Source organism: Aquamicrobium sp. NLF2-7, assembly GCF_022359935.1.
In the GTDB taxonomy this organism is placed as follows: Bacteria; Pseudomonadota; Alphaproteobacteria; order Rhizobiales; family Rhizobiaceae; genus Mesorhizobium; species Mesorhizobium lusatiense.
Genome location: NZ_JAKSED010000006.1, coordinates 112,800 through 135,994, shown reverse-complemented (window position 1 = coordinate 135,994; position 23,195 = coordinate 112,800). Strand labels below are relative to the sequence as shown.

Annotated in this window: 29 protein-coding genes; 17 read left to right on the top strand and 12 right to left on the bottom strand. The window is 59.8% G+C overall.

The features are described 5' to 3' along the window. Window positions 1–197 precede the first annotated feature (197 nt). Window positions 198–1,313, top strand: coding sequence for an RHE_PE00001 family protein (locus MIC97_RS22750; RefSeq protein ID WP_239802069.1), 1,116 nt, complete (start codon window positions 198–200; stop codon window positions 1,311–1,313). A gap of 379 nt (window positions 1,314–1,692) precedes the next feature. Beyond that, window positions 1,693–2,409, top strand: coding sequence for a hypothetical protein (locus MIC97_RS22745; RefSeq protein ID WP_239802068.1), 717 nt, complete (start codon window positions 1,693–1,695; stop codon window positions 2,407–2,409). A gap of 7 nt (window positions 2,410–2,416) precedes the next feature. Here MIC97_RS22745 and MIC97_RS22740 read toward each other — a convergent pair whose 3' ends face one another. Beyond that, window positions 2,417–3,706: a hypothetical protein gene (locus tag MIC97_RS22740; protein WP_239802067.1), complete on the bottom strand. Its 1,290-nt coding sequence runs from the start codon at window positions 3,704–3,706 to the stop codon at window positions 2,417–2,419. A 127-nt stretch (window positions 3,707–3,833) separates the two neighbouring features. Here MIC97_RS22740 and MIC97_RS22735 point away from each other — a divergent pair, with 127 nt between their 5' ends. Genes MIC97_RS22735 through MIC97_RS22715 form a run of 5 tightly spaced genes read left to right on the top strand, consistent with a single transcriptional unit; the run spans window position 3,834 to window position 8,585 of the window. After that, complete coding sequence (locus MIC97_RS22735; protein ID WP_239802066.1) at window positions 3,834–4,130, top strand: hypothetical protein; 297 nt, start codon at window positions 3,834–3,836, stop codon at window positions 4,128–4,130. Continuing rightward, a complete protein-coding gene (locus tag MIC97_RS22730) occupies window positions 4,120–4,710 on the top strand; it encodes a hypothetical protein (protein WP_239802065.1) in 591 nt (196 codons plus the stop codon). Before MIC97_RS22735 ends, MIC97_RS22730 begins: the two co-directional genes overlap by 11 nt. Next, window positions 4,707–6,086, top strand: coding sequence for a hypothetical protein (locus MIC97_RS22725; RefSeq protein WP_239802174.1), 1,380 nt, complete (start codon window positions 4,707–4,709; stop codon window positions 6,084–6,086). The genes MIC97_RS22730 and MIC97_RS22725 overlap by 4 nt, the downstream gene beginning before the upstream one ends. After that, window positions 6,076–7,737, top strand: a complete 1,662-nt coding sequence (locus MIC97_RS22720) for an AAA family ATPase (protein ID WP_239802173.1) — start codon at window positions 6,076–6,078, stop codon at window positions 7,735–7,737. Before MIC97_RS22725 ends, MIC97_RS22720 begins: the two co-directional genes overlap by 11 nt. Continuing rightward, the gene (locus MIC97_RS22715; protein WP_239802172.1) at window positions 7,734–8,585 is read left to right on the top strand and encodes an HNH endonuclease signature motif containing protein; all 852 of its coding nucleotides are present in this window, start codon (window positions 7,734–7,736) and stop codon (window positions 8,583–8,585) included. The genes MIC97_RS22720 and MIC97_RS22715 overlap by 4 nt, the downstream gene beginning before the upstream one ends. A 17-nt stretch (window positions 8,586–8,602) precedes the next feature. Here the strand turns inward: MIC97_RS22715 and MIC97_RS22710 are convergent, their stop codons facing one another. The 7 genes from MIC97_RS22710 to trxC form a co-directional block, all read right to left on the bottom strand. Next, on the bottom strand, window positions 8,603–9,034 hold the full coding sequence (locus MIC97_RS22710) for a hypothetical protein (protein WP_239802171.1): 432 nt from the start codon (window positions 9,032–9,034) through the stop codon (window positions 8,603–8,605). A gap of 28 nt (window positions 9,035–9,062) precedes the next feature. After that, window positions 9,063–9,878: a thiol:disulfide interchange protein DsbG gene (gene dsbG / locus MIC97_RS22705; protein ID WP_239802170.1), complete on the bottom strand. Its 816-nt coding sequence runs from the start codon at window positions 9,876–9,878 to the stop codon at window positions 9,063–9,065. A gap of 79 nt (window positions 9,879–9,957) precedes the next feature. Next, window positions 9,958–10,425: a cytochrome b/b6 domain-containing protein gene (locus tag MIC97_RS22700; RefSeq protein ID WP_275592570.1), complete on the bottom strand. Its 468-nt coding sequence runs from the start codon at window positions 10,423–10,425 to the stop codon at window positions 9,958–9,960. A 12-nt stretch (window positions 10,426–10,437) separates the two neighbouring features. Next, entirely contained in the window at window positions 10,438–10,821 is a 384-nt protein-coding gene (locus tag MIC97_RS22695; RefSeq protein WP_239802168.1) for an MAPEG family protein, read from the bottom strand. A 104-nt stretch (window positions 10,822–10,925) separates the two neighbouring features. Further along, window positions 10,926–11,294, bottom strand: coding sequence for a DUF5368 family protein (locus MIC97_RS22690; protein ID WP_239802167.1), 369 nt, complete (start codon window positions 11,292–11,294; stop codon window positions 10,926–10,928). Window positions 11,295–11,306: 12 nt separating this feature from the next. Beyond that, window positions 11,307–12,599 (bottom strand): FAD/NAD(P)-binding oxidoreductase, encoded by a 1,293-nt coding sequence (locus MIC97_RS22685; protein WP_239802166.1) that lies wholly within the window; start codon window positions 12,597–12,599, stop codon window positions 11,307–11,309. Between the two features lie 17 nt (window positions 12,600–12,616). Beyond that, window positions 12,617–13,081 carry a thioredoxin TrxC gene (gene trxC / locus MIC97_RS22680; protein WP_239802165.1) on the bottom strand — a complete coding sequence of 155 codons (465 nt, stop codon included), beginning with the start codon at window positions 13,079–13,081 and terminating at the stop codon, window positions 12,617–12,619. 90 nt (window positions 13,082–13,171) lie between these two features. Between trxC and MIC97_RS22675 the strand changes: the two genes are divergently transcribed. From MIC97_RS22675 to sulP, 9 genes are all read left to right on the top strand, one after another. Beyond that, the gene (locus tag MIC97_RS22675) at window positions 13,172–13,492 is read left to right on the top strand and encodes a metalloregulator ArsR/SmtB family transcription factor (protein ID WP_239802164.1); all 321 of its coding nucleotides are present in this window, start codon (window positions 13,172–13,174) and stop codon (window positions 13,490–13,492) included. A 58-nt stretch (window positions 13,493–13,550) separates the two neighbouring features. Continuing rightward, entirely contained in the window at window positions 13,551–14,756 is a 1,206-nt protein-coding gene (locus tag MIC97_RS22670; RefSeq protein WP_239802184.1) for an MFS transporter, read from the top strand. A gap of 114 nt (window positions 14,757–14,870) precedes the next feature. Further along, window positions 14,871–15,755 (top strand): MBL fold metallo-hydrolase, encoded by an 885-nt coding sequence (locus MIC97_RS22665; protein ID WP_239802163.1) that lies wholly within the window; start codon window positions 14,871–14,873, stop codon window positions 15,753–15,755. Between the two features lie 5 nt (window positions 15,756–15,760). Continuing rightward, window positions 15,761–16,069, top strand: coding sequence for a metalloregulator ArsR/SmtB family transcription factor (locus MIC97_RS22660; protein ID WP_239802183.1), 309 nt, complete (start codon window positions 15,761–15,763; stop codon window positions 16,067–16,069). Window positions 16,070–16,182: 113 nt separating this feature from the next. Then, window positions 16,183–16,401, top strand: coding sequence for a DUF2892 domain-containing protein (locus MIC97_RS22655; protein WP_239802162.1), 219 nt, complete (start codon window positions 16,183–16,185; stop codon window positions 16,399–16,401). Continuing rightward, window positions 16,401–16,829 (top strand): YeeE/YedE family protein, encoded by a 429-nt coding sequence (locus MIC97_RS22650; RefSeq protein WP_239802161.1) that lies wholly within the window; start codon window positions 16,401–16,403, stop codon window positions 16,827–16,829. The genes MIC97_RS22655 and MIC97_RS22650 overlap by 1 nt, the downstream gene beginning before the upstream one ends. Beyond that, a complete protein-coding gene (locus MIC97_RS22645) occupies window positions 16,829–17,272 on the top strand; it encodes a DUF6691 family protein (protein ID WP_239802160.1) in 444 nt (147 codons plus the stop codon). Before MIC97_RS22650 ends, MIC97_RS22645 begins: the two co-directional genes overlap by 1 nt. Window positions 17,273–17,310: 38 nt before the next feature. Next, window positions 17,311–17,637 carry a TIGR01244 family sulfur transferase gene (locus MIC97_RS22640; RefSeq protein WP_239802159.1) on the top strand — a complete coding sequence of 109 codons (327 nt, stop codon included), beginning with the start codon at window positions 17,311–17,313 and terminating at the stop codon, window positions 17,635–17,637. An 83-nt stretch (window positions 17,638–17,720) separates the two neighbouring features. Beyond that, window positions 17,721–19,481 carry a sulfate permease gene (gene sulP, locus MIC97_RS22635; protein ID WP_239802158.1) on the top strand — a complete coding sequence of 587 codons (1,761 nt, stop codon included), beginning with the start codon at window positions 17,721–17,723 and terminating at the stop codon, window positions 19,479–19,481. A 35-nt stretch (window positions 19,482–19,516) separates the two neighbouring features. Here the strand turns inward: sulP and hemH are convergent, their stop codons facing one another. Continuing rightward, window positions 19,517–20,563: a ferrochelatase gene (gene hemH / locus MIC97_RS22630; RefSeq protein ID WP_239802182.1), complete on the bottom strand. Its 1,047-nt coding sequence runs from the start codon at window positions 20,561–20,563 to the stop codon at window positions 19,517–19,519. A 266-nt stretch (window positions 20,564–20,829) separates the two neighbouring features. Here hemH and MIC97_RS22625 point away from each other — a divergent pair, with 266 nt between their 5' ends. Further along, window positions 20,830–21,234, top strand: a complete 405-nt coding sequence (locus MIC97_RS22625; RefSeq protein WP_239802157.1) for a DUF2177 family protein — start codon at window positions 20,830–20,832, stop codon at window positions 21,232–21,234. A gap of 5 nt (window positions 21,235–21,239) precedes the next feature. Here MIC97_RS22625 and MIC97_RS22620 read toward each other — a convergent pair whose 3' ends face one another. From MIC97_RS22620 to MIC97_RS22610, 3 genes are read right to left on the bottom strand one after another with little or no spacing between them, the layout of a single operon-like run. Next, window positions 21,240–21,977: an SDR family NAD(P)-dependent oxidoreductase gene (locus MIC97_RS22620; RefSeq protein ID WP_239802156.1), complete on the bottom strand. Its 738-nt coding sequence runs from the start codon at window positions 21,975–21,977 to the stop codon at window positions 21,240–21,242. 3 nt (window positions 21,978–21,980) lie between these two features. Next, complete coding sequence (locus MIC97_RS22615; protein WP_239802155.1) at window positions 21,981–22,613, bottom strand: ChrR family anti-sigma-E factor; 633 nt, start codon at window positions 22,611–22,613, stop codon at window positions 21,981–21,983. Then, window positions 22,610–23,158: a sigma-70 family RNA polymerase sigma factor gene (locus tag MIC97_RS22610; RefSeq protein ID WP_239802154.1), complete on the bottom strand. Its 549-nt coding sequence runs from the start codon at window positions 23,156–23,158 to the stop codon at window positions 22,610–22,612. The genes MIC97_RS22615 and MIC97_RS22610 overlap by 4 nt, the downstream gene beginning before the upstream one ends. Window positions 23,159–23,195: the final 37 nt, after the last annotated feature.

Below are 23,195 nucleotides of genomic sequence, written 5' to 3'. Positions count from 1 at the left end.
AGGCTTTCCGATATCGGACGCCGGTGAAAGCCCGAGAAAACGGGCATTCTCGTCGTTCTCAGGCTCGATCGTTGCTCGCCTGTTCAATCCCGAAGGCCCGTCGCGTCTACATAGTACGCGCGCGGAAATGGCCGTCGCTATGACGGAAGCGAAAGACATGATAGCTTCTGTTACGCTGACAAGCCCACGCGAGAACAATGGTTTACACAATCGAGAACTTGCCTCTCCAGACCCTACTTCCGGTTATCGGGAGAGCTGAAGATCACCTTGCGCGGCTTGACGAGCAGGTCCGACGAAATCCGGTCGGCGAGGGCTTCATCGAGCGTAGCCATTTCTTCGACGCGGCGGCCAGCATGTGGGTGGGAGGTGAGCTTGTCCATATAGACGACCTGGTTCTCCACGATGAGAGGATGGACGTTAGGGCGCCGACGCACGAATTGACGATCGCTCACGGAATCCTGCGAGCCCGACGACGCATCGCCGGTGCAAAAGCGGATTGGGCGATGAGCGACGCGGGGATCGGTGCGCTGACCGGATATGGAGATCGTCACTATGAAGCTGGGGCAGGGGAGGGGACGCCCGCGAGCGAAGGGCCGGCGGACCTTGAGCCGATGGTTGTGGAAGACGATCCACTGGCTCGCGAGCTCGCAAATATCGACGCGGTCCTCGAACAGTCACAGCGTCTCCTCGACAGGGTATCTGACGCTAAGAGAGGCAGCCGCCAAGAACTCGTTGTCGGCGATCTTGTCGTTCGTGATCCCGACTGGGATGAAGAGGATCGGTTGGCGCAGTGGAAGCGTGTCCTGCGCGATACCGATGATCTGCCGCCGACGCTTGGCGCCGCACTCATCTGGGATGCGTGGGAGTCGCTCGAACCGATGCAACGCCAGCATTGGCTCGGCGCGCTGTTGGTCGCTGCATATCTCCGCGCCCGGGGAAAGGTGGCGTCACACCTGTTTGGCTTCAATGTCGGGCTGAAGGCGGTGCCGAGGGAGCGGCGCCGGTCCCACAACCGCGTGACCCGACTGCTCGCTTTCCTCGATGCAATGTCGGCCTCGGCCGAAGCCGGTACGAAGGATATTGCTCGGCTGGCGCAGGCGCGGGAACAGATGACGCGACGCCTGAACGGCCGCCGTTCGTCGAGCAGCCTGCCGACGACCATCGAGCTCGTCCTGTCTCGGCCGGTCGTGTCGGCGCCGATGATCGCCAAACGCGCCAAGGTGACGCAGCGCGCCGCCCTCAATCTCATCAGCGAGCTCGGCGTGCGCGAGGTTACTGGGAGAGGGCGGTATCGCGCCTGGGGAATTGTCTGAGCCTTTCGCGGCTCGTCGATAGACCGAACATTACTCGGCGCGCCAAGTTACGCATGTGGGGGATCGAAAATGCCGTCGTTAAAATCAAACCTCGTCAAAAGAATTGATCGGCTTCCTAAGCCCAGCAATGCTGCTGATGCCATGCGCCCTCTTTTTTTGAAGCGGTCAGGAATTCGATTCATAGCACTTAGGACCGGTACAAGGAAAACGTTGCAATCAAAGGGAAAATTATTGTCACCCTCACGATGGCGCGCCAGCAGGCACCCGCGGACATCGTGGTCGAAGACATCTATGTGACTTTGTCTCGCCACCATATGATGCTACCGGATAGTCCAGTATCGATGAACGCCGTCAGGCTTCGTGTTTCAGGGAAGGCCAGATGGGCTTGCTAAGTCTAAGTGATCGCGAGAAGCAGGCCATCAGATCAATCGACAGCGGCGTGCTGCGCGACCTGGTTGACCAAGCCATTACGTCAGAACATTTGGGAGGTCTCAGCAAACTGCCACTCGACGACTGCGGAGACTATGTGGCCAACAAGCTCCGTCACCTGGATAGTGCGCTTGCGGCATACAGGATCGCGAAGTCAGCGAAGAAGCGCGAAGAGACGCTATACTCTGCGCACAAGGCGGGTAGTGATCTGACTTTTGCATTTGGCCAGATGAAGCAGCGCTTGGAGGTCGAGGAACGCGAGAGCCAGTTGTTCGTCATTTACGAACCAACGATGGCTCCCTTGCGTGTCGCCCAAGTCATGCAAGTTCGGGTTAGCTACAGGTTTCGCCGAACGATCGAGGAAGAATGGACATCCGGCTCCATCGTCTTCAAACACACGTCGCGACCGCGTTTCGATTTTCATGCGCTCGCTCAGCCGAAGCCTGAGCGCAAGCCGAGCGCCAGGAAGCTTGCGGAGGAGCGTGAGAGTGAGTTGTTGCGCGAATGGGAGCACCTCGAGCGACTGGCCCACTGGTCGGTGCGCGACTATTTTCGGGCGGGTCATGACGGATCGGATATCCCCCATGAGTTTGAGGTCAGGCTCGGCGCAGGTGGCCATCTGAATAACTTCAGCGCGGATTTCTGGCGGTGCAACAGCAACGCATGAAGCCTGGTCAGCCCTCCATTGCCTTTTCCGCCGCAAATTTGCCCGCTCTCCATGTGCTGTGAACGAGCCAATCTTCGGCGAGAAAGAACTCCCCACCCAGCACCTTGGCTCCCTCGGTTACGAGGCGCCGCTTCATGGCATCCTCACCGACGATAGCCACTCTGGCGTTCGAATACGGTGCGGAATCTGGAATAGGATGCGGGTATTTTATCACCCATTTGTATTGACCGTCCGGGTAGGCGCTTTGGATCTGGTCGCGCCGGGCCGATGGGCTTCTGGAGAAGCCAACCTTAATGATGGTCCGGCCATCAACTTCGGCGGCTGAACGCCCGAGATAGGAAGGTGTATCGCCACTGAGTTCCAGAATGTAGAGGTGCTTGGGACCGTCGGTTTCGCCAACCCAATATGGTTCGGTCGCCGGCGGTATCGCGCGGCTTGGTGATAAGGCGGACTCAAGGGTCTGAATGGTGCCGATGACACCGTTCTGCTGGCCATAGACAGGCACTTCGTAAACATCGAGTTGCAGGAGGAGCTCTTCCTCGGATGTCCCGACCTGGACGCCACTGGATCCAATATATTCGGCGTGCGCGCTCCCATACGCGTCGGGAAACAACTGCTCGACAGGCTTCCAATCCTCCTCAACGACCCGCCACGCGCGCGTCGCCTGCACCGCATATAGCCACTTGCCTCTCGAGGCAGGGTCCAATTCTTTCTCGGCCCAGCGATCGCCAGCGATGAACTGACTGGCGTGGCCGGCGTTGTGCGACACCTCCAGAACACCGACGACCTTGCCCCGCATATGCTCGGGACCCTTGCCCTTGGTGACGTAGATCGCCACCAAGGCATTGGGGCTGGAGAGACGCAGATACCGGTTGCGCTTGGCCTCGTCGGCGAAACCGATGCAGCCCCAGCTTGCTGGGTCGAACCCCCAGAAAGAGGTCAGCCAAAGATCCCTGCCGGCTGGAAGTCTGTCTCCATCGGGGGCCAGGTCCGGGACCGCGCCCCAATCGAACGAGAACACTTCGCGCTGGGCGGCCTCGATGTCGATATCGCCCAGCGCTCCACGTATGTACGACATGGCATCAGGCGCCGGATGTCTCTCACCTCGCTTGACCAGAATTGTCGTGAGTGGAGGCAGTCCGCGATCATGCAGAGCGTGAAGGATGACTTCGAGGTTCTTGCCCAAGCCGCGACCTGTCGGGTGGTTCCAGCCAACAGCGTCCCCCACCTGTTGATATGTGGCACGCGTTTGCCGCATCGCTTTTTCCGCGAGGAAACGCGCGATCTCGGTTTGCATGGAATCCATCTATCTCCCCCATTCGATCACTTTGATAGGTTCGCGCGACTGCCCGGTGTCCCGCAGCTAATTGGCCTTGCCCATGCGTTCAACGCAATCTATATTCTGTTCAACACAGGAGATTCTGATGGCTGCGCAAACAAGGAATGCCGTGGAGAGCGAAGCAAAGGTCGCGTCGATGCGCAATAGGCTCGTGCTCGAGCAAGCGAAAGCTGCCGGTCTCCTCGGCGCCGCGAAGAATACCCGTCTTTCAGGGCGGGTGCCCTCTGAGCTGATCGAGGCGGCCAAGAAGCGCGCCCATGTCACCTCCGATACGGAGTTGTTGGAGTTGGCGCTGTCGCGCCTGGCCATCGAAGATGACTTCGGCGCCCGCCTGGTCGGCCGGAAGGGCAGCATCCCGGCGGACATAGATCTTGGGATTTGATCTTTCCGAGACCCTCCGATCTCTAAAGCCCCAAAAGCACACCGGAACACTCGAGCGCAGGGTAGATGAGGATCTCCCGTGGGTTGGTGACGAACCCGCGATCGGGGGGGCGCTGTTTCTGGATACCAGCGTCTATCTGGATGTCCTGCAAGGACGGTCGCCGGTGGAAGTCGACAGGCTGCTTACCTATCGGCTATGCCACCATTCCTCGGTCTGCTTGTCCGAGTTGACGCACGCCTTTGGTCGGCTGGACCCAAAGCATGGTTCGACGAAGGCGGTCCTCGAGACGGTCGGTGCGACGGTGGACGACATACCAGCGCACCGGCTCCATGCGCCTGACGTTGCGATCTGGGGGCAAGCCGGCGTGTTGGCTGGCCTGCTTTTCCGGTTGAGCAATCTACCCAAGGGGGAGGGACACGAGCGCCGGTTCGTCAATGACGCTCTCGTGTTTTTGCAGGCGCGCCAGCTGGGTGCGAGCGTGTTGACCGGCAACGTCCGTGATTTTGATTTCCTCACCCAGATCCTGCCAACTGGGCGGGTCATTTTCTATCGAACTCCAGCGCGGACGCGGTCATCGTGAGCGTCACGGTTGGCTTTACTGACGGCATCCTCCATGTTCTGGAGAAATTGGCCCGGGCGCCGGCGACTGACGTCAATCACCTGCAAAACCTGCCGGATTTTCAGCGTTTTGTGGAGCTTTGTCAGACACGATATCCCCACATCAGATCGGGCTCCATGTTGCGGTTTTCGTTGGCCTCGGCGCTCCGGCAGCTCGGCTTGGCCTGTCTCGTCGGTGGCCAGGATTCTGGCCTCGCAGCAAGTCCAGACGAGATTGCAGACAGGCTCGACAAGGCGATTAGCAGCACGACGTCGAGGCGGCTGCACCTGTGTCCGCTAGATCTGGCATCGGATCTTCCGGCGATTTCCTTCGGTCCGAACCAGGTGCGGCGCTTTTCTGCGGCCGAGCTTGAGGAGTTGTTTGACGTTCAAGGTCTCCACCGCGCCAACAAAGATTGGTCTTTGGATAGCGCACGGTTCTCGGAGTTTAACTGGCTCGTCGTCGAGGAGCAGGTGACGCACGACGACAACGGCCCTGAGGGGAGACGCCTGCCTGGCCTGTTCGTAAATCTTGGGCAGGATTTTGGGCGAATCGAACCGCACCAAACGGGCCTCCCTTCAGCCGTCGAGGCCGCGCTTTTCGGCCTTCTCACGATCCCGTGGGAGCGAATTGGCGGGTTGAGGGAAATGGAGTGGAGAGGTTTCGGAATCCCGTGGATTTACACCCTCGATTCCGACGTCTTTGCACGCCGGGTTCCGCCGCCGTCTCCGGACAGCCTAAGCTGGGAGCCAGCGTGGCACATCGATGTCTATGGCGATGAACATGAGTACGAAAGGCCAGTCACCTTTCCGCTCGATGATGGCAGCGACGACGAAATTACTTGGCTGAACCACAGTGCTTGGAGTGATATCTTATCAGCTCGCGAGACCACGTTGTTCGCTCGTCCAGTGGCGCACTTCTTTGTTCGTGGTTTTCGAACCGACGGCATTGATGAGTTTCTGGCCCATATTTCGACGATCGAGGCCGCGCTCGGCCTGCCGCTGGATCATGACCCACGTGCCCGCAGGACGATTGCAGGGAAGAACCCCGGTGCGACGTATCGGATCACGCTCCGAATTTCCGGACTGCTCAAGGATAGTTCGTTCGGTAACACCTATTCCAGGCTTTTCGGGCTGCGGAGCGACTTTCTGCACGGCAAGACGATGGCGGACATTTCCGGGGACGATAGGCGGAGTGCCAGAGAGCTTGCCCGCGAGGTTGTATGCGCGCTCATCGGAATTGCATCAGCTAACCCTACGGTGAACCGTGAGCAGCTTCTGAACGGGCTACTGGACAGCGGGAGCCAATTGAACCAGCACGGTGAACGACGCGGAAGTGAGGTTGCGGATGGCCATTAGCGTGCTTCCACCGAGCCGTCAGGGCGTGCAGAGCTTTGCAACGAAATTCGCACTCCAGCAGGATCGATGGAACGATTTCTCCTTCATGACCCTGTATCACCTCTATTATCAGGGCGAGGGAAGCTCCCCGACGTTGATTGGTCCGGTCAAGATCCTGCGGCGAGGCCAGACCACCCAAGATGGCATCCTGATCACGGAACCGTTCGACCGGCTTCCAGCAGACTTCGGCTCCGTCGGCAGCTCACTCGACTACTACCAGCGGCTCAATGAGATTGCTGGGGCGGATCGAGACGAAATCCTGGCTTCGTTGAACGACGTTGTCGCCAATTCCCAGCTGGAACCGATGTTCAATCAGGAGGAGGGCTGGCGAATATCCCTGTTCCGCGACAATCCGGAACCCGAGGGGTTCCTCGCTGATGCCAGACAGATTCACTCCCGCAACGCCAGCGAAGTTCCCGACCTCCATCTGGCGTTCACGTTCCAGCCGGCCGGATGGACGGCTCCCATCCAACTCTATTTCGATGCGCCGAGTCCGATGCTCTACTACGGGCCTACGCGCGAAATTGGACCCAGTAAGCGCAAGGTTTTGCTTCCACGACGAGCAGTGGTGCTGATCGGACGCAACGGATCAGGGAAGAGCACTCTCTTGTCACGCATAGCCCGGGTCGCTTTTGCGTCACCGTCCGACAGAGCGTGGCCTCAGTTAACCGCGGTAGGCGTCTTTGATCCACCGTCGATCGGCTTTATGCGCATTATCGCGATCTCCTACAGCGCGTTCGAGAATTTCTCAGTTCCGGGCCTATACGAGACCGAACTTGAACAGATCGCATCCGATATGGAAAAGGGCGGCGGCCGCTACGTTTACGCCGGTCTGCGCGACGTGGTCGCCGAGGTGCGCGAGCAATTGTCATCTGCCAGGTCGAGACCAACGGATGTTGACGAACGAACCGTTCTGAACGCTGAAGATCGGCGTCCGAGTACGAAGTTGAAACCGCTCGAGCAACTCGCCGATGAGTTCGTTCGTCTCATCGCGCAGATTGCGGAGCATGGCGATGACGCGCTGTTTGACGCTGCTCTCGCGCCGATTCTCGCCGACGCCTCGTTCGCTGATGTCGCCGGGAGTGATCGACAGGCGCTTCTTGGTGTTGATCCTCGCGGTAATTTCCTGGGATGGAGTACAGGACACAAGATCGCGCTTCACGCCATCGCGTCGCTGGTCGCACATACGACCAGAAAGTCACTGGTCCTCTATGATGAACCCGAGACGCACCTTCATCCTCCGCTCATTGCGGCAGTCATGCATGCATTGAGGCTGGTGCTGGAAGAAAAGAATGCTTTTGCGGTCATCGCAACACACTCGCCAGTCATCCTTCAGGAGACGCTGGCGCAGCACGTCAGGGTAATCAGGCGAATCGGCTCAGAGTTTGAGGTTTTGGTGCCGGAGAAAGAGACATTCGGCGAGAATGTTGGAACCTTAACGCAGGATACTTTTGGTTTGACTTCGGCTGCGACGGATTACCACGAGGTTCTCGATCTTCTCATTCAGGCGCACGACACGGTTGAGGAAGTCGGTCAGCATTTTCGAACCGGCCTTAGCGGGCAGGCGCTCGCATATGTCCTTTCTGGGCTCGCCCGGAAGGCTCGCCAATGAGGACGCTACCATGTCCGTCGCGCGATGAGGCTCAAGCGCATCTTCTACGCGCTATCGAGACTTACGTTCACGCCGGAATTTCGAAGGGTTATGCTGCGAGCCAAGCTGAGATCGACAATGTGATCGCCATCTATGACGCATATGACGCGGGCTTGGGAGTCCCGTCCGAAGCACTGAAGGGTGGCGAGCTTCTCCAGCAGTTGAGGGACGCGATATACAGCGGGTACGACTTCACCCAAACGGGCGGCAAGTTAGCATCGATTCGATCGACGCTAATGGCGGGCGTTGAGTTGTGCCCCATCTGTGGCATCGCACCGCCTCGACAACTGGACCACCATCTTCCGCGCTCGGACTACCGTCCGCTGGCTGTGTATTCACGCAATTTGGTTCCTCTTTGCCAGGAATGCAATCAATCCAAGAGCAAATCGGCCGCGGACGAGCCGGCCCAACAGTTCTTTCATCCCTATTTGGAGAATATCCCTGATGCGCTGTTTTTGCGAGCTGGCGTTGCAATTGAGGGAGGTGGATTGATTGCGACCTTTGACATCGATCCAGCCGCTCCTATCCAGCCTCTCGTTCGCGAACGCCTCTCATTTGTGCTACAGCGTCTGAAGCTGAATGAGCGCTATGCTCGAGAGATCAATATCTATCTGACAAGTCAGGCGACGGCTGTAAGAATGGTGTTCGGCAGTGCCGGCGCCGATGGCGTCCGTGGCTATCTTCTAGCCCAGGCAGATGTGGAAAGCCGCCAGTTCCATCTCAATCACTGGCGCCCTGTTATGCTGCGAGCGCTCGCCGCGCATGCCGGGTTCTGCAACGGAGAGTTTGCCGCCGTCTTGCCGGCGTGATCGAGCCTGCTCACCCTTCAATCTTGTCCCGAGAACAGCGCCAATTGAGGCGCTGCGGAAGTACCTCCCAGGCTCTCCAGGGACGATAACGTCACCCCGAGCAGACGTATACCTTTCGTTACCGGAAAGAGGTCCGTCAGCAAGGCGCGGGCTACGCCCAACATTTCGTCATGACCTGTCACGACCATGGATAAAGTTCGACTACGGGTAATTTGCTGGAAGACCGCGCACCAGTCCGCCCTGATGTCGACCAGCGCAAAGCGGTATTTCCCGACAAGCGCGGTGAGCGCCCGGTGATATGAAGCGACATCTCTCACCATCCCCCGCGCAGCGGCCGGCACTGGAGACGCCAGCAGCACAGCCGGCGCGCCAAGGCCGCCGGCCAGAAGCGCTCGTCGCGTCAATCGCGCTCGCTTTTCTTCCCTTGTTTGCGCTGTTTCGGGCTGCACCTTCCTGTCTCCTGTGGCTTTCGTCCTGCTAAAGCGGGCCGAACAGCTCCTCGAGCGCCGCCCCGCGAGGAACACCGCTCTGGAATTTCAGCGATCCGTCGTCACTTTTGGCAATCAGACCCGGAGTGCCGCCGAAACCGAGCTGACGCATCAGCTCGACATTGGCGTTGAGCCGGGCATTACTTTCGTCGGAAATGGTTTCGAGCGGAACGATCCCGCCTTCGGAATGATGGACTTCGTTGAAGGCAAGGGCGGCTTCCGGATCCTCTGCCTCGAGGATCGCCGCCGCTTTCGCGGCCGAGTCCGCCCGGATCACGCCCACCATGACATGGCGCAGCTGCACCATGCCGGCTTCGACCCAGGGTCGCGCCGAGGTCCATAGCTGATTGCAGAACGGGCAATTGGCGTCAGTGAAGACATAGACGATACGCTCGGCATCGGGCCTGCCATCACCAACCCAGCCGGCGGCTTCCAGGGAGTCCCACGCACCCTGTTCCAGCGGCTCGCTGACGATGCGACGCAACTCTTCGTCAGCAACCGGATTGCCCGCTTCGTCGATCAGCGTCCCGATCAGAGCATAGCCGGAGTCAGGCATGACGTAGACGGCGAGCGCCTGCGTACCGGCGCTGGCTGCGAATGCATCGAGACCGCCGGGCACGTCGAGCGGGCCGTGGATGGTGAGCCCCTGGGCTTTCAAGGCGTCGAGCACTGGCGCGTCGGTGTTGCTGGCAAGACTGCCCCTGGGCTCATTGCTATCGCTGCACGCGGAAAGCGCGGAGGCAAGGACCGCGGTGAGTAGGAGCTTCTTCATGCTTTTTGGTTCAGCCTGGTACGTGGAGTTCATGGTCGGCCGATCGCTCGCCCTCGATCCTTAAGGCAGCCTTAAGGCCCGAACTCTCGCACTCGCGCCCGGTGCCTTTATGTCAGACCATCCGTTTCAGTATTGGGCTTTTCAGGATCAGATGATGGAAAATGACCGCAAGTACGTGGAGCCCGATCAGCGCGATAAGCAGGATTTTCAGCGGACCATGAGCGGCTGCGGCCGCCTCGACGCCACCGAACCAGGCCGCCATTCCGGACATCGACATGGCGGCGAGCAGGCCGTAGAGGCTCCAATGCGCCACCTGCGCCGCTAGCCGGAGCAGGGCTGGTTCGTTGTCCAGCAGCGGAGGCGCGGCCTTTTGCGATTTCAGGACGAGTCGCCAAGCGACTAGTGCCAGGATCAGCACGCCGCCGGCGACATGCGCCAGAATCAGCGGGTTGAACGAAACCGGCAAGCCATCTGAGGCAGCGTTCCGGGCCCGGGCAATCGGCTCGTTGAACAAATATTGGCCGACGACCAGAACCGCCACGGTCCAGTGGAGCGCAATCCGCGTATTTGAATAGCGCATCTTTTTGGTCATTTAGAGCAATCCGGCGAGCACAAGCAGGGAAGAAGTCAGGATCACGCCCCAGGTGCCGAGGACGCCGAAACCGCGAAATGGCTTCTGCAGCGGCGAACCTTCAGACGCGGCCATGCCGATCGGATGAGCGATGCGTGCGAGCACAAGGACTGCGCCAAGTGCGTGAATGCCCCAGGAATCCAGTCCGGCCATTTCGTTGAATGCGATCAGAATCAGCCCCAAGGGCACGTATTCCGCGAAGTTGGCATGGCTCCGGATGCGCACGATCAGCGAGAATTGCCCGCCATCCCCCATTGCGACCTTGTGGTGCGCACGAGCCTTGACCACCCAGAACGATAGGCCTGTGAAAACCAGACCAAGCAGAGCGGCATAGAACGCCGTCACCTGTGGGAAGACCATCAGAATACCTTAGCTGAGCATGAATGATTTGTTTTTCGACCGACGATGGCCCGCCAGGCGGGCCATCGGAAATGCTGCCTCGGCCCCTGTCAGGCGATCGCCGCTACCCGGCGCGTGGAAGCAAACGCCATGATGGCGAACACGGCTGATCCAACCACGCCGCCCGGCACAAGGGCAAAGAGAGCCGCGAACACGACGTCGATGGGTGCGGCGAGAGCGCCGGCTCCAGCCAAGGTCCAGATTGGAACGAGGAAGGTGAAGATAATCGTGGTCACCAGGCCGGCCACAAGCGCGGCAACAAGTGGGCGCCGGGCCGTCGTGCCGTTCATCCGAAGCGTCATGATGCCGGCCACGATCGCGGCGAGAAGCAGGAGGGCGAGGGTGACGAACCCCCAGAGCCAGCCGCCCATGCTCTCCGAGAGGATAAAATAGATTGTCGTGAGATCGAAATCGCTCATGGTCTCTTCTCCCTATGCACGCCCGCGCAGCATGGCGCGATAGGCCCCGAGCAGGCCCTTTTCCTCGATCAGCCAGGACACCCACAATTCCTTCAGCGGATCGATGAACGGGAAGGAGGGGACCAGATTGCCGTCATAGTCGAACTCGATCAGCATCGCCTTGCCGATGCCGGTGACCATCGGGCAGGACGTGTAGCCGTTATAGATCGCCTGCGGCGCGCGCCCCGCCGTTTCGGCGACGAGATTGTCGACGACGACCGGAACCTGCCATTTGACGCTGGCCGCGGTCTTGCCGCGCGGCACGCCGGCAATGTCGCCGACGGCAAAGACGTTCGGATAGCGCGGATGGCGCAATGTCGCCTTGTCGGCCTCGATCCAGCCATCGGCGGCAAGCGCGCCGTCCTGCCAGGGCAGGGGGCTTGCCAGCACGGCGTCCGGCGCGCGCATCGGCGGGACGACATGGATGAAATCGTAATCGAGCGTGACGTCTCCGCCTTCGGTGGCGTAGGTCGCCTGCTTTGCGCCCGGATCGATTGCCTTCAGCACATGGCTGTAATTGACGGCGATGTCGCGGCCGGCGAACATTTCCGCGACCTTGTCATTGACCGGCGCAACGGAAAAGACGGCGTGGTTGTGGGCGTTGTAGATCAGTTCGACCGAACCCCGGCGACCGCGGCTGCGGGCCTTGTCGTCGGTGATGAAGGTGATCTTGAGGGGCGCACCGGCGCATTTCATCTCACCGGCAGGACGCCCGAACAGTCCGACGCCACCAGCATCGATAAAACTGTCGATCGCGGCTGCCGAAGCTCTGGCCTGGTCGGGACCGGCATAGATCGAGGCGATGCCGTCACGGCCGATCAGGGAAACATCCATGCCCTCGATGGCTTCGTAATTGAGCTTGAGCCCGGTTGCGACCAGCAGGAAATCATAATCGATCCGCTGCCCGGTGGTGGTTATCACGGCGTTGGCCTCAGGATCGAATTCAGCGACAGCGGCCTCGATCCATTCGACGCCGCGCGGCATGTAATCTTCATTGCGCTCCGTTACCTGGGTGGGGGACCAGATGCCGGCACCGACCAGAGTGAAGCCGGGCTGGAAGTGATGCTCCTTCTTGGCGTCGATGATGGTGATAGTCGCATTGGGCATGGCGCGTCGCAGGCGCGAGGCAAGCGCCAGCCCCGCCGCACCTGCACCCGCTATGACGACGCGGGCTCGGGAATTGGACGTCTGGGCCTGTGCGGCTTGCGTGGCTAAACCAACTGAGGCAAGAGCAGCCGCTCCCACCAGAAATTGCCGTCTTTCCATTTCTCTCTCCCTCGGGGTTAAGATGCTTTGTGCGCGGCGGGAGCCCGTGAGAGCTGGTCTTTGGCCCATCCGACGATTTGCTGGGTATTCATGGCACCGGATACGCGCCCGATTTCGCGGCCATTCGCATAAAGCAGCATGGTCGGGATGCCCCTGATGCCGAGGTGGCCGGCGACGCCTTGGTGCGCCTCGGAATTGAGCTTGAGCAGGCGCATGTCCGGTTCGAGAATGGCCGAGGCGGCTTCGAAGGCAGGCGCCATCATGCGGCAGGGGCCACACCAGGGCGCCCAGACATCGACGAGAACCGGAACGTCGGAACGGGTGGTTTGACGCGCAAACATCTCGGCATCGGCGTCGAGCGGCTTACCGCTAAACAGCGCATTGCCGCATTTTCCGCACTTGCCCGCCCCCGCGGGCTTGTTCGCGGGTACGCGATTGACCGCGCCGCATCCGGGACAGACGATCTGGCGGTTACCAGACATATGATCGATACTCCGTTGACGGCCTGCCTCCGGCTTGATGGAGGAGGATTTCTATTGACTAGATATACGCAATAACGTAGATACGCAAGAATGAATAGTAAAGTCACTATCAACCCAGATGAAATGCGCGCCGCCGTCGATCCGGCGAGCGAGTTGATGAAGGCGTTGTCTAGCCAGCACCGCCTGCTGATTCTGTGTCACCTGATCGACGGAGAGAAGTCCGTCGGCCAGCTCGCGGAGTTCCTCGGTATTCGCGATTCAACGGTGTCGCAGCATCTGGCCTTGCTGCGTCGCGACGGCATCATCGCCAATCGTCGCGATGGGCAAACGATCTGGTATCGTATCGACGCCGATATCGCCCGCGAGGTCGTGAGCGTGCTCTACGCTCACTACTGCGCACCCGGCACCTGACCCCCTTACGGCCACCATCCCTCGCGATGCTCTTCGCCAGGGCAAAGCGAGAATGGACATGACCCCGGACAATCAGGCGTTTGCCCGACGCAATATCTATGTGCTCACCGCCGCCCAGGCGCTTGGTGCCGCAAGCCCGCCGATCATCATTTCCCTTGGCGGCCTCGTCGGGCAGCAGCTCTCGTCCGACCCGGCTTTGGTGACGCTGCCGGTCAGCCTGTTCAATCTCGGCCTTGCCGTCGGCACGCTGCCCGCTGCCTTCGTCATGCGGCAGATCGGGCGGCGCAACGGCTATCTGCTCGGGACCGGGTTTGGCATGGCGGCCGGGCTCGTGGCGGCCTGGGGCATCTTTGCCGCTTCATTCGTGATCTTCTGCATCGGCACTTTCATCGCCGGCTTCTATGCCGCCTATGTGCAGAGCTACCGCTTCGCGGCGACCGATGCCGCCACCGGCGCGCTGAAGGCCAAGGCGATTTCCTGGGTGATGATCGGTGGCCTGATCGCCGCGATCATCGGACCGCAACTCGTCATCTGGACCCGCGATGCGGTTCCCGGCACGCCCTATGTCGGCAGCTTTCTCAGCCAGGCGGCGCTCGCGTTGATGGCGGTTCCCGTCCTGTTGCTGCTGCGCACGCCAAAGGCTGCGACAGCCGGGAAAGGCCGGGAGGATACCGGACGGCCGTTGATGCAGATCCTGCTGATGCCGCGCTACATGCTGGCGGTCGCAGCCGGTGTGGTCGCCTACGGGCTGATGGTATTCGTGATGACGGCGGCCCCGATCGCCATGGTCGGCCATGGTCATTCGGTCGATCACGCCGCGCTCGGCATCCAGTGGCATGTGCTGGCGATGTTTGCGCCGAGCTTCGTCACCGGCCATCTGATGGCCCGCTTCGGCAAGGAGCGGGTGACGGCGCTCGGTCTCCTGCTGATCGCGGTTTCGGCGATCTTCGCCCTCTCCGGGCTGCAACTCGTACATTTCTACGTGTCGCTGATCCTGCTTGGCGTGGGCTGGAATTTCGGCTTCATCGGCGCGACCGCCATGGTCACCGACTGCCATACCGATGCCGAGCGCGGTAAGGCGCAAGGGGCCAACGACTTCCTGATCTTCGGTACGGTGGCGGCGGCGTCCTTCTTCGCCGGCGCGCTGCTGCACGCCTCGGGCTGGCAGACGATCAACTGGCTGATCTTCCCGGCCGTCGCGCTGATCCTTGTGCCGCTGCTTTGGCAGAGCGCGCGTACCGTGCCGGTGACGCCAGCGGAATAGGCGTCGTCAAAAAATGCCTTCAATCAGAAAATAACGCTTGTAAAGAAATGCAAGCAAACTTATCTAATTGTCAGCCGCGCAGCGGTTGCCAGAAAAGAGCAAGAGGAACATTCCATGACAGCCAAGCCCGAAGTCACCGGCTTCTTCGATCCACGAACCTGGTCGATCCAGTATGTGGTCGCCGACCCGGAGACGAAGAAGTGCGCCATCGTCGATCCGGTGCTGGACTATGACGAGAAGTCGGCGGCGACCGCGACCACCCATGCCGACAACATTCTCCAGTTCATCGCCGACAAGGGCTACGCGGTCGAATGGATCCTCGACACCCACCCACATGCCGATCACTTTACCGCCGCCGCCTATCTCAAGGATAAGACCGGCGCGCCCACTGCCATCGGGGAGAAGGTCGTCGACGTCCAGAAGCTGTGGAAGGGCTTTTACAACTGGCCTGATTTCCCGGCCGATGGCTCGCAATGGGACAAGCTCTTTGCCGATGGCGAGACATTCAGGGTCGGCAATATCGATGCGAAGGTGATGTTCTCGCCTGGCCATACGCTGGCCTCGATCACCTATGTGATTGGCGACGCCGCCTTCGTGCACGACACCCTGTTCATGCCGGATTCCGGCACCGCCCGCGCCGACTTCCCCGGCGGTAGCGCGCAGCAATTGTGGAAATCGATCCAGGATATTCTGGCCTTGCCCGACGAGACCCGCATCTTCACCGGTCATGACTATCAGCCGGGCGGCCGCGAGCCCTTGTGGGAATCGACCGTAGCCGAGCAGAAGGCCAAGAACATCCATATGTCGGTTCACAAGACGGAAAGCGAGTTCGTCGCTGCCCGTGACGCGCGGGACAAGACGCTGGCTATGCCCAAGCTGATCCTGCCCGCCTTGCAGATCAACACCAATGCGGGGCGGCTGCCCGTGCCGGAGGATAATGGCAGGCGCTATCTCAAGATTCCGATGAACCTGCTCGAAGGCGCCGCCTGGGACGACTGATGGAAATGATGCTGATTTCGGATGAAGCGCGTGAGTTGAAGGGGAAGGTCGGTGAAGCCACCGTCTTTCTCAAAAAGCTCGCCAATCCCGATCGCTTGCTGGTCGCATGTGCTCTCGTTGAGGGCGAGCGGTCGGTGCGCGAGCTTGAGGACGGGCTCGGGATTCGTCAGCCAGGTCTTTCACAACAGCTCGCCGAGCTGCGCGAGGCAGGGCTGATCGTGGGACGCAAGGAAGGCAAGCAGGTGTTCTACCGGCTCGCAGATCCTCGCATCGAAAGCTTCATCCACACCATGCATCAGCTGTTCTGCAAGTAAGCGGGCGGCGCAGTATCCGGGGTTTTCATTTACTCATTATATTCGTTATTGCGTAGATACAGAAATCCGACTATTCTGATTGTTCCATCCCTCACCAGAGAAAGAGAATAGCCATGCAATTCAATGTCGGAACCCCGGACCGCATCGCCCGCCTCATCATTGGCGTCCTCTTGCTGGCCGCCCCATTCGTTACCGGCTGGGCGCTATTTGCCAACCCGGTCTGGACCTGGGTCTTCGTCATCGTCGGGCTGGTGCTCGCGGTGACAGGCCTCGTCCGCTTCTGCCCAGCCTATGCGATCTTTAATCTCTCGACATCAAGGACCAAGGATTAATGACAGAGTTCACTCCATGGCTGTCGCTATTCGGCGGCAGCCTGATCGGCCTTGCCGCCGTGCTGCTGATGGCGTTTCACGGCCGCATCGCCGGCATGACCGGCATCCTTTCCGGCCTCGTTCCGCCGTTTTCCAACGATTGGGGCTGGCGGGCGGCGTTCCTTGCCGGCGCCATCGGCGCGCCGGCGCTAATCGTGGCCATGACGGGCTACACCATCCCCTTTGAAAGCCCCACATCCGCGCCCTGGCTGGTAGTCGGCGGGCTGATCGTCGGAGGCGGTGTCTATTTCGGCTCGGGCTGCACCTCCGGCCATGGCGTCTGCGGCATGGCGCGCGTCTCGCCGCGCTCGATCGCCGCAACGCTCACCTTCATGGCGTCGACCGCCATTACCGTCTTTGTTGTCCGTCACCTCATCGGAGGCTTGTAATGGCCCGTATTCTTTCCGCTCTCATCATCGGACTGATCTTCGGGGCCGGCATCGCGCTTTCCGGCATGGCCAACCCGGCCAAGGTCCTGAACTTCTTCGATTTCGCCGGAACCTGGGATCCGTCGCTCGCCTTCGTCATGGGCGGGGCGCTGATCGTCACTGCGATCGGCTATGCAGTTGTTCTCAAGCGTGATGCTCCTGTCTTTGATCGCTTGTTCCATTTGCCGACGCGCCGGGATCTTGATTTCCCACTCATCGCCGGTTCGGCCGTCTTCGGGGTCGGCTGGGGCATCACCGGCTTCTGCCCAGGCGGCGCTATCCCTGCGCTTGGCCTTGGCCATGCAGATGCCTGGCTCTTCGTTGGCTCGATGGTTGGCGGAATCGCGGCAGCGCGACTCGCCCGGCACACACTGGCCACGCGCGTGACGGCGAAGGCAACGTGATTATGTGGCCGTTCAATCTCTTTTGGAAATCTGGAAAAATGAACATCAGGAAGATCGACGACCGGTTTGCCACAACGGGCCAGGTCCGTCCTGAAGACGTCGCGCAGCTCGCGCAGGACGGCTATGTCGCCATCGTGTGCGCAAGGCCCGACAATGAGGAGCCCGGGCAGCCCGCCTTCGCGGCGATCGCCCGCGAAGCTGAAAAGCACGGCATGAAGGCGGTCCACATCCCCATCACAGGCGCGCCATCAGCGGCACAGGTCGACCGTTTCGAAGAAGCGATGGAGACTATCGACGGGCCGGTTTTGGGCTATTGTCGTTCCGGCGCCCGGTCGGCTGCACTTTATTCGTCTATCGGACAGTAACCCCCACTGTCCGACCGGGCGCTGTCACACCCCCCTCTACCTGACAGCGCCCGCCCCCTCTCCTCTTGCCGGCGCAATCGTTCATGCTCAAAGCCTCCCAATATTTCCCGTTCCTCCAATGGACCAAGACCTACGACGGGACGGTGCTCACCAGCGACCTGCTGGCGGCGGTGATCGTCACGATCATGCTGATACCGCAATCGCTCGCCTATGCGATGCTTGCTGGTCTGCCACCGGAAGTTGGTCTCTACGCCTCGATCCTGCCGCTGGTAGCCTATGCCATCTTCGGCACCAGCCGCACGCTGGCCGTCGGGCCGGTAGCTGTCGTCTCGCTGATGACGGCGTCCGCGGTTGGGCAGATTGCGGCAGAGGGTACGCTGGACTATCTCACCGCCGCCATCGTCCTGGCGCTGCTTTCGGGCGGCATGCTCATGGTCATGGGGATCTTTAGGCTCGGCTTCCTCGCCAATTTTCTGTCGCATCCGGTGATCTCGGGCTTCATAACCGCCTCGGGCCTGCTGATTGCTGCCGGCCAGTTGCGCCACATCTTTGGCGTTTCGGGCGGGGGAGATACCTTTCCCAAAATTCTTCTTTCCCTGCTAGGTCAGCTTGGCGCCGTCAATCCGACGACGCTTGCCATCGGCATCGGCGTTCTGGCTTTCCTCTACTTCGCCCGCAAATATCTCAAATCCCTGCTGGTCGCGATCCGCGTGCCTGCGCGTCTTGCCGACATGATGGCCAAGGCCGCACCAATCCTTGCCGTCGCCGTGACGGTCGTTCTTGCCACCGGCCTCGATCTCGGCGCGCGCGGCGTAGCGTTGGTCGGCGAAATCCCGCAGGGCTTGCCGGCCTTCGGCGCGCCCGCCCTGTCACTCGACCTCATCTCGGCGCTGCTTGTGCCGGCCTTTCTGATTTCCGTGGTGGGCTTCGTTGAATCGGTCTCCGTCGGCCAGACCCTGGCAGCCAAGCGCCGCCAGCGCATCGATCCCGACCAGGAGCTGATCGGGCTCGGAGCGGCCAATATCGCGGCCGGTCTGTCGTCCGGCTATCCGGTCACCGGCGGCTTCGCCCGCTCGGTGGTCAATTTCGACGCCGGGGCGCAGACGCCGGCCGCTGGCGTGTTCACAGCCGTCGGCATCGCGCTCGCAGCGATGTTCCTCACCCCGTTGCTGGCCAGCCTGCCGCAGGCGACGCTTGCTGCCACGATCATCGTCGCGGTGCTGTCGCTGGTGGATTTCGGCACGGTGCGCCGGGTCTTCGCCTATTCGAAATCCGACTTTGCGGCCATGGCCGCCACCATCCTCGTCACGCTTGGCTGGGGCGTCGAACTAGGGATCGTTGCGGGCGTCCTGCTCTCGCTTTTGCTGCACCTTTACCGCACCAGCAAGCCGCACACTGCTATCGTCGGACAGGTGCCTGGCACCGAGCATTACCGCAATGTGGAACGGCACTCCGTCCTCACCAGCCCGCAAATCCTGTCGATCCGCATTGATGAAAGCCTATACTTCGCCAATTCGCGGTTTCTCGAGGATACCATCGCTGCTGAGGTTGCCGAACGGCCGGACCTTGAGCACGTCATTCTGATGTGTTCCGCGGTTAACGCCATCGATGCCTCGGCGCTCGAAAGCCTCGAGGAAATCAACCGCCGCCTTGCCGATGCAGGTCTTGGGTTTCATCTGTCCGAGGTGAAGGGCCCGGTCATGGACCGGCTCAATGACACCGAGTTCCTCAAGCACCTTAATGGCAAGGTGTTCCTCAGCCATCACGAAGCCGTCTGCTCGCTTGATCGAAACTACCAAGGTAAGAATAAGTGGTCGGGCCAAAGCGTAACGAAAATCAAATAACTCCAAATGGCAAGATTAAAATTGCGACACACAGTTTAAACCCAGCCAGATATTTCCTTTCGAACGATGTGTTCAATGACATTCATCCCAATGTCGCTGTCGTTCAAGCATGGGACGTGCGTAAATTTTTCACCGCCGTTATCAAGAAAAATCTCTTTTGCCTCTACACCCATTTCCTCGAGTGTTTCGAGACAATCTGAAACGAAACCTGGATTGACTACGGCAATTTTCCGGCTCCCATTTTTGGCCAGAGCTTCTACGGTTTTGTCGGTATATGGCTGGAGCCATTCCTCTGGGCCGAATCTAGATTGAAATGTCACCATGATGCGATCGTTGGCCCAGCCGAGACGTTCTCTCAGCAGTCTCGATGTTTTGTAACATTGGCAGTGATAGGGATCTCCCTTCTTGAAATAAGACATGGGTATGCCGTGGTAGGACGTCAGCAGGAGGTCAGGTTCCCAGTCCAGGGTCGAAAAGTGACTTTCAATTGAACGCGCAAGTGCTTCGATATAGACCGGATCATCATGATATCTGGGCACTGTACGTATTGCGGGTTGCCATCTGAGTTCTGTCAGAGCTCTGAAACTTTCGTCATTGACGGTCGCCGTTGTCGCCGCTGCGTATTGGGGATAGAGAGGATAGAGGAGGATTTTTTCGCATCCGCTTTGCTGGAGTTCAGAGATCTTGTCGCGTATCGAAGGCTGACCGTACCGCATCGCCCAATCGACACGCAGCGAAGGGACATCAGAAAACCTTTTGCTCAGAAGTAAAGCCTGATTTCGGGTGTAAGTCCGCAAGAAACTTTCGTCTTCGTCTTTGTTCCAAATGGCCTCATAGGCCTTCCCGACTTTTTTCGGCCGCGTGTTTAGAACGATGCCGTATAGTATCGGATACCAGAGCCAGCGAGGCCATTCGATAACGCGGCGATCTGTCAGAAATTCCGCCAGATATCGGCGGAGGGAAGCAGAGTCCGTTGCGTCAGGCGTGCCCAAATTTATAAGCAAGACGCCAATCTTCCCAAACTCCACATCTGGATGATCGGTTGGGGTCCTCTCAATACAATGCGATGATCCATCGTTCATCAATTTATCCATCCAATCGCCATCTGCACGCTCCGTGACATTACGGGCGACGAAACGAAACGGATCAGAAATTCCCATCGATTTTCGGGTGATAGCCCTCGGTGGCTGCATCATGGTGCTTCGAAAAGGACTTTTTCGAGGGTGCTGAATCTGATCCAATGGATCATTTAAGGCGTAAGGGAAACCAAGACATCAAACGACCTGTGCCATGCGACCTCTGACGCTTGATATCGGGCACCTAAACGATTTGGGACGAGGTATTCCCTGTGACTCAAGCTTTCCTTTTGTACGGGCTGACTGCCGCCATCTTTCTGGTGCTGGACTTTGTCGGAATCCAGTTCCTGATCCGCCCGGTGTTTGAACGTAATGTTGGCCATCTGCTTGCCGAGCCGTTACGGCTTGGTCCGGCTGCGCTGTTTTATCTGGGATATGTAGCCGGGCTTGTATGGCTGGTTTCGTGGCCGGCGCTGAAAGCGCAGGATCCCGTGCAGGCCCTGATCGGTGGCTTGGTCATTGGCGTTATGTGCTATGGCACCTACGAGATGACCAACTACGCCACGCTTGCCGACTGGTCATGGGAGCAGGTGATTGTCGACGGACTGTGGGGGACGCTGCTGACCGGTTTTTCGGCTTGGGTCTGCGTTGTCGCGCTCTCGGGGCGATTCAACTGAGGGATTTAGCGCAACCGTCGTATCAGGCGAAGTGACAGCACATATGGCAGGACCCTGACCAGCTTCATCACAAATGTGAAGCGGCGTGGGAAATGAATTTCGAACCCGCGCTTTTGCATGCCGCGCAGGACAGCCTTCGCAGCCTCATCCGGGGTGACGATCGCAGGCATGGGAAAATCGTTTCTTTCCGTCAATCGGGTCTCGACGAAACCCGGACAAACCAGTCGCACATCAACCCGCGGTGCCAATTCCACTGCAAGCGTTTCGGCGAGGTTGTTGACTGCGGCTTTGGTTGCCGAATAGGGCTGCCCTTTCGGCAGCCCGATATAGCCCGCCACCGAGCCAAACAGCACCAATTGACCCCCATCGCGCAGCAAAGACGGACAACGGCGCGCAACATCGATCGTGCCCAGTATGTTTACGCGCACCATCGCCTCGGCGTTTACCGGGTCGATATCGACAACCCGGCCTGGATCGTATAGCGCAGCCGTGCAGATGATCGCGTCCAGAGATGTTCCTTTGAGGGAAAGCGCCTTTACCGCCTCTGCCAGGGTTTTGGGTCGCGCCAGATCCAGCGGCAGGATCTGCGAGCCGTTGCAATCTTTCGCCAGTGCCGCCAAAGCTTCCTCATTCCTGGCGGAAAGGATCAGATGTGCGCCATGTCCAGCCAGCATTCGTGCCAGCGCCTCGCCGATTCCAGCGCTGGCCCCGATTATCCAGATGCGGCGACCTTTATAGTCCATGCTTCAGATCCGGAATATCGGCTGCAAAAGCCGTGGGATCATAGCGTGGAATCGCAAGGGCGCATCGGTGGCAGCCAGGCAGATGCAGGGCAGGCCGGGTCCGGCCACCGGTTGGTGGTCGATCTGTTCATGCGCTGTCTCAACATCGCCGCGATGAAAGCTGCCCTCGCTGTCGGAAAAGCTGCCTTGCAGCACAAGCGTCAGCTCCTGTCCACGATGACCATGTTCGGGAACCGCCTTGCCCGGCGGAATGTACAGTAACCGCAAGGATCCTTCGCGATCGGCGAACAAGATCTGCTGGCGGATGCCGCCGCCCAGCATGCGCCAACGCGGCGGCCTTCCGCCCAGTTCCTGCATGACGGGAGCCGGGAATACTCCCGACGCGCGCCGGAGGGGCGGGGGAGGGGGACTGTCCAGCGCAACCATCATCCGGTCGCGCGCGCCGGGGCGCAGGGCAGCGCCTTCTTCCTGATGCAAGAGCGCACCGCCGACCATATCGCCTGCTTCATGGCTGGCCCGGCATTGGTCGCAAAGCGACAGGTGCGTGGCGACCACAACGGCAAAGACGTGCGGCAAAGAGCCGGCGCGATATGCGTCAAGAATATGGTTGGGGATATGATGTCTGATGTCGGTCATGGTGCGATATTCCTCAGTTCATGTCTGAGGCGTTCAAGGCCAAGGCGGATCCGGGATTTAATCGTGCCAAGAGGCAAGCCCGTCATCTCACTGATGCGGCTGTGGGGAATGTCGTCGAAATAGGCCGCGCGCAACGCCTCGGCCTGTTCGGGAGCGAGACGAGAAAGCGCTTCGGTCAGGTGACGCGCTTCCTGTTGCAATGCGAGGATATGGGTGGCGTCAGGTTCAAGACTCTCGATCTCAGGCATCTCGTCAGGTTGAGCCAGAGGGCGACGGCGGGCCATGTCAATGCGCCGATTCCTGGCGATGGCATATATCCATCCGGCCGCGTCTGCCCGGTGCGGATCGAATTGGCTGGCCTTGTGCCAGACAGCCAACATGACGTCCTGGACGACATCGTCTGCCGTTCCGTCGCGCAACCCGCCGCGCAGCATCATTGACTTAAGACGCGGGGCGAAGTGGTCAAAAAGCCGCCCAAAAGCCTCGCGGTCGCGTTGGTCGCGGACGGCAATCAGGTCTCGACTCAGTTCGGAAAGATCCTCCATTGGTTGTTGATCCACCCTTGTGAAGCGCAAAGCCTCT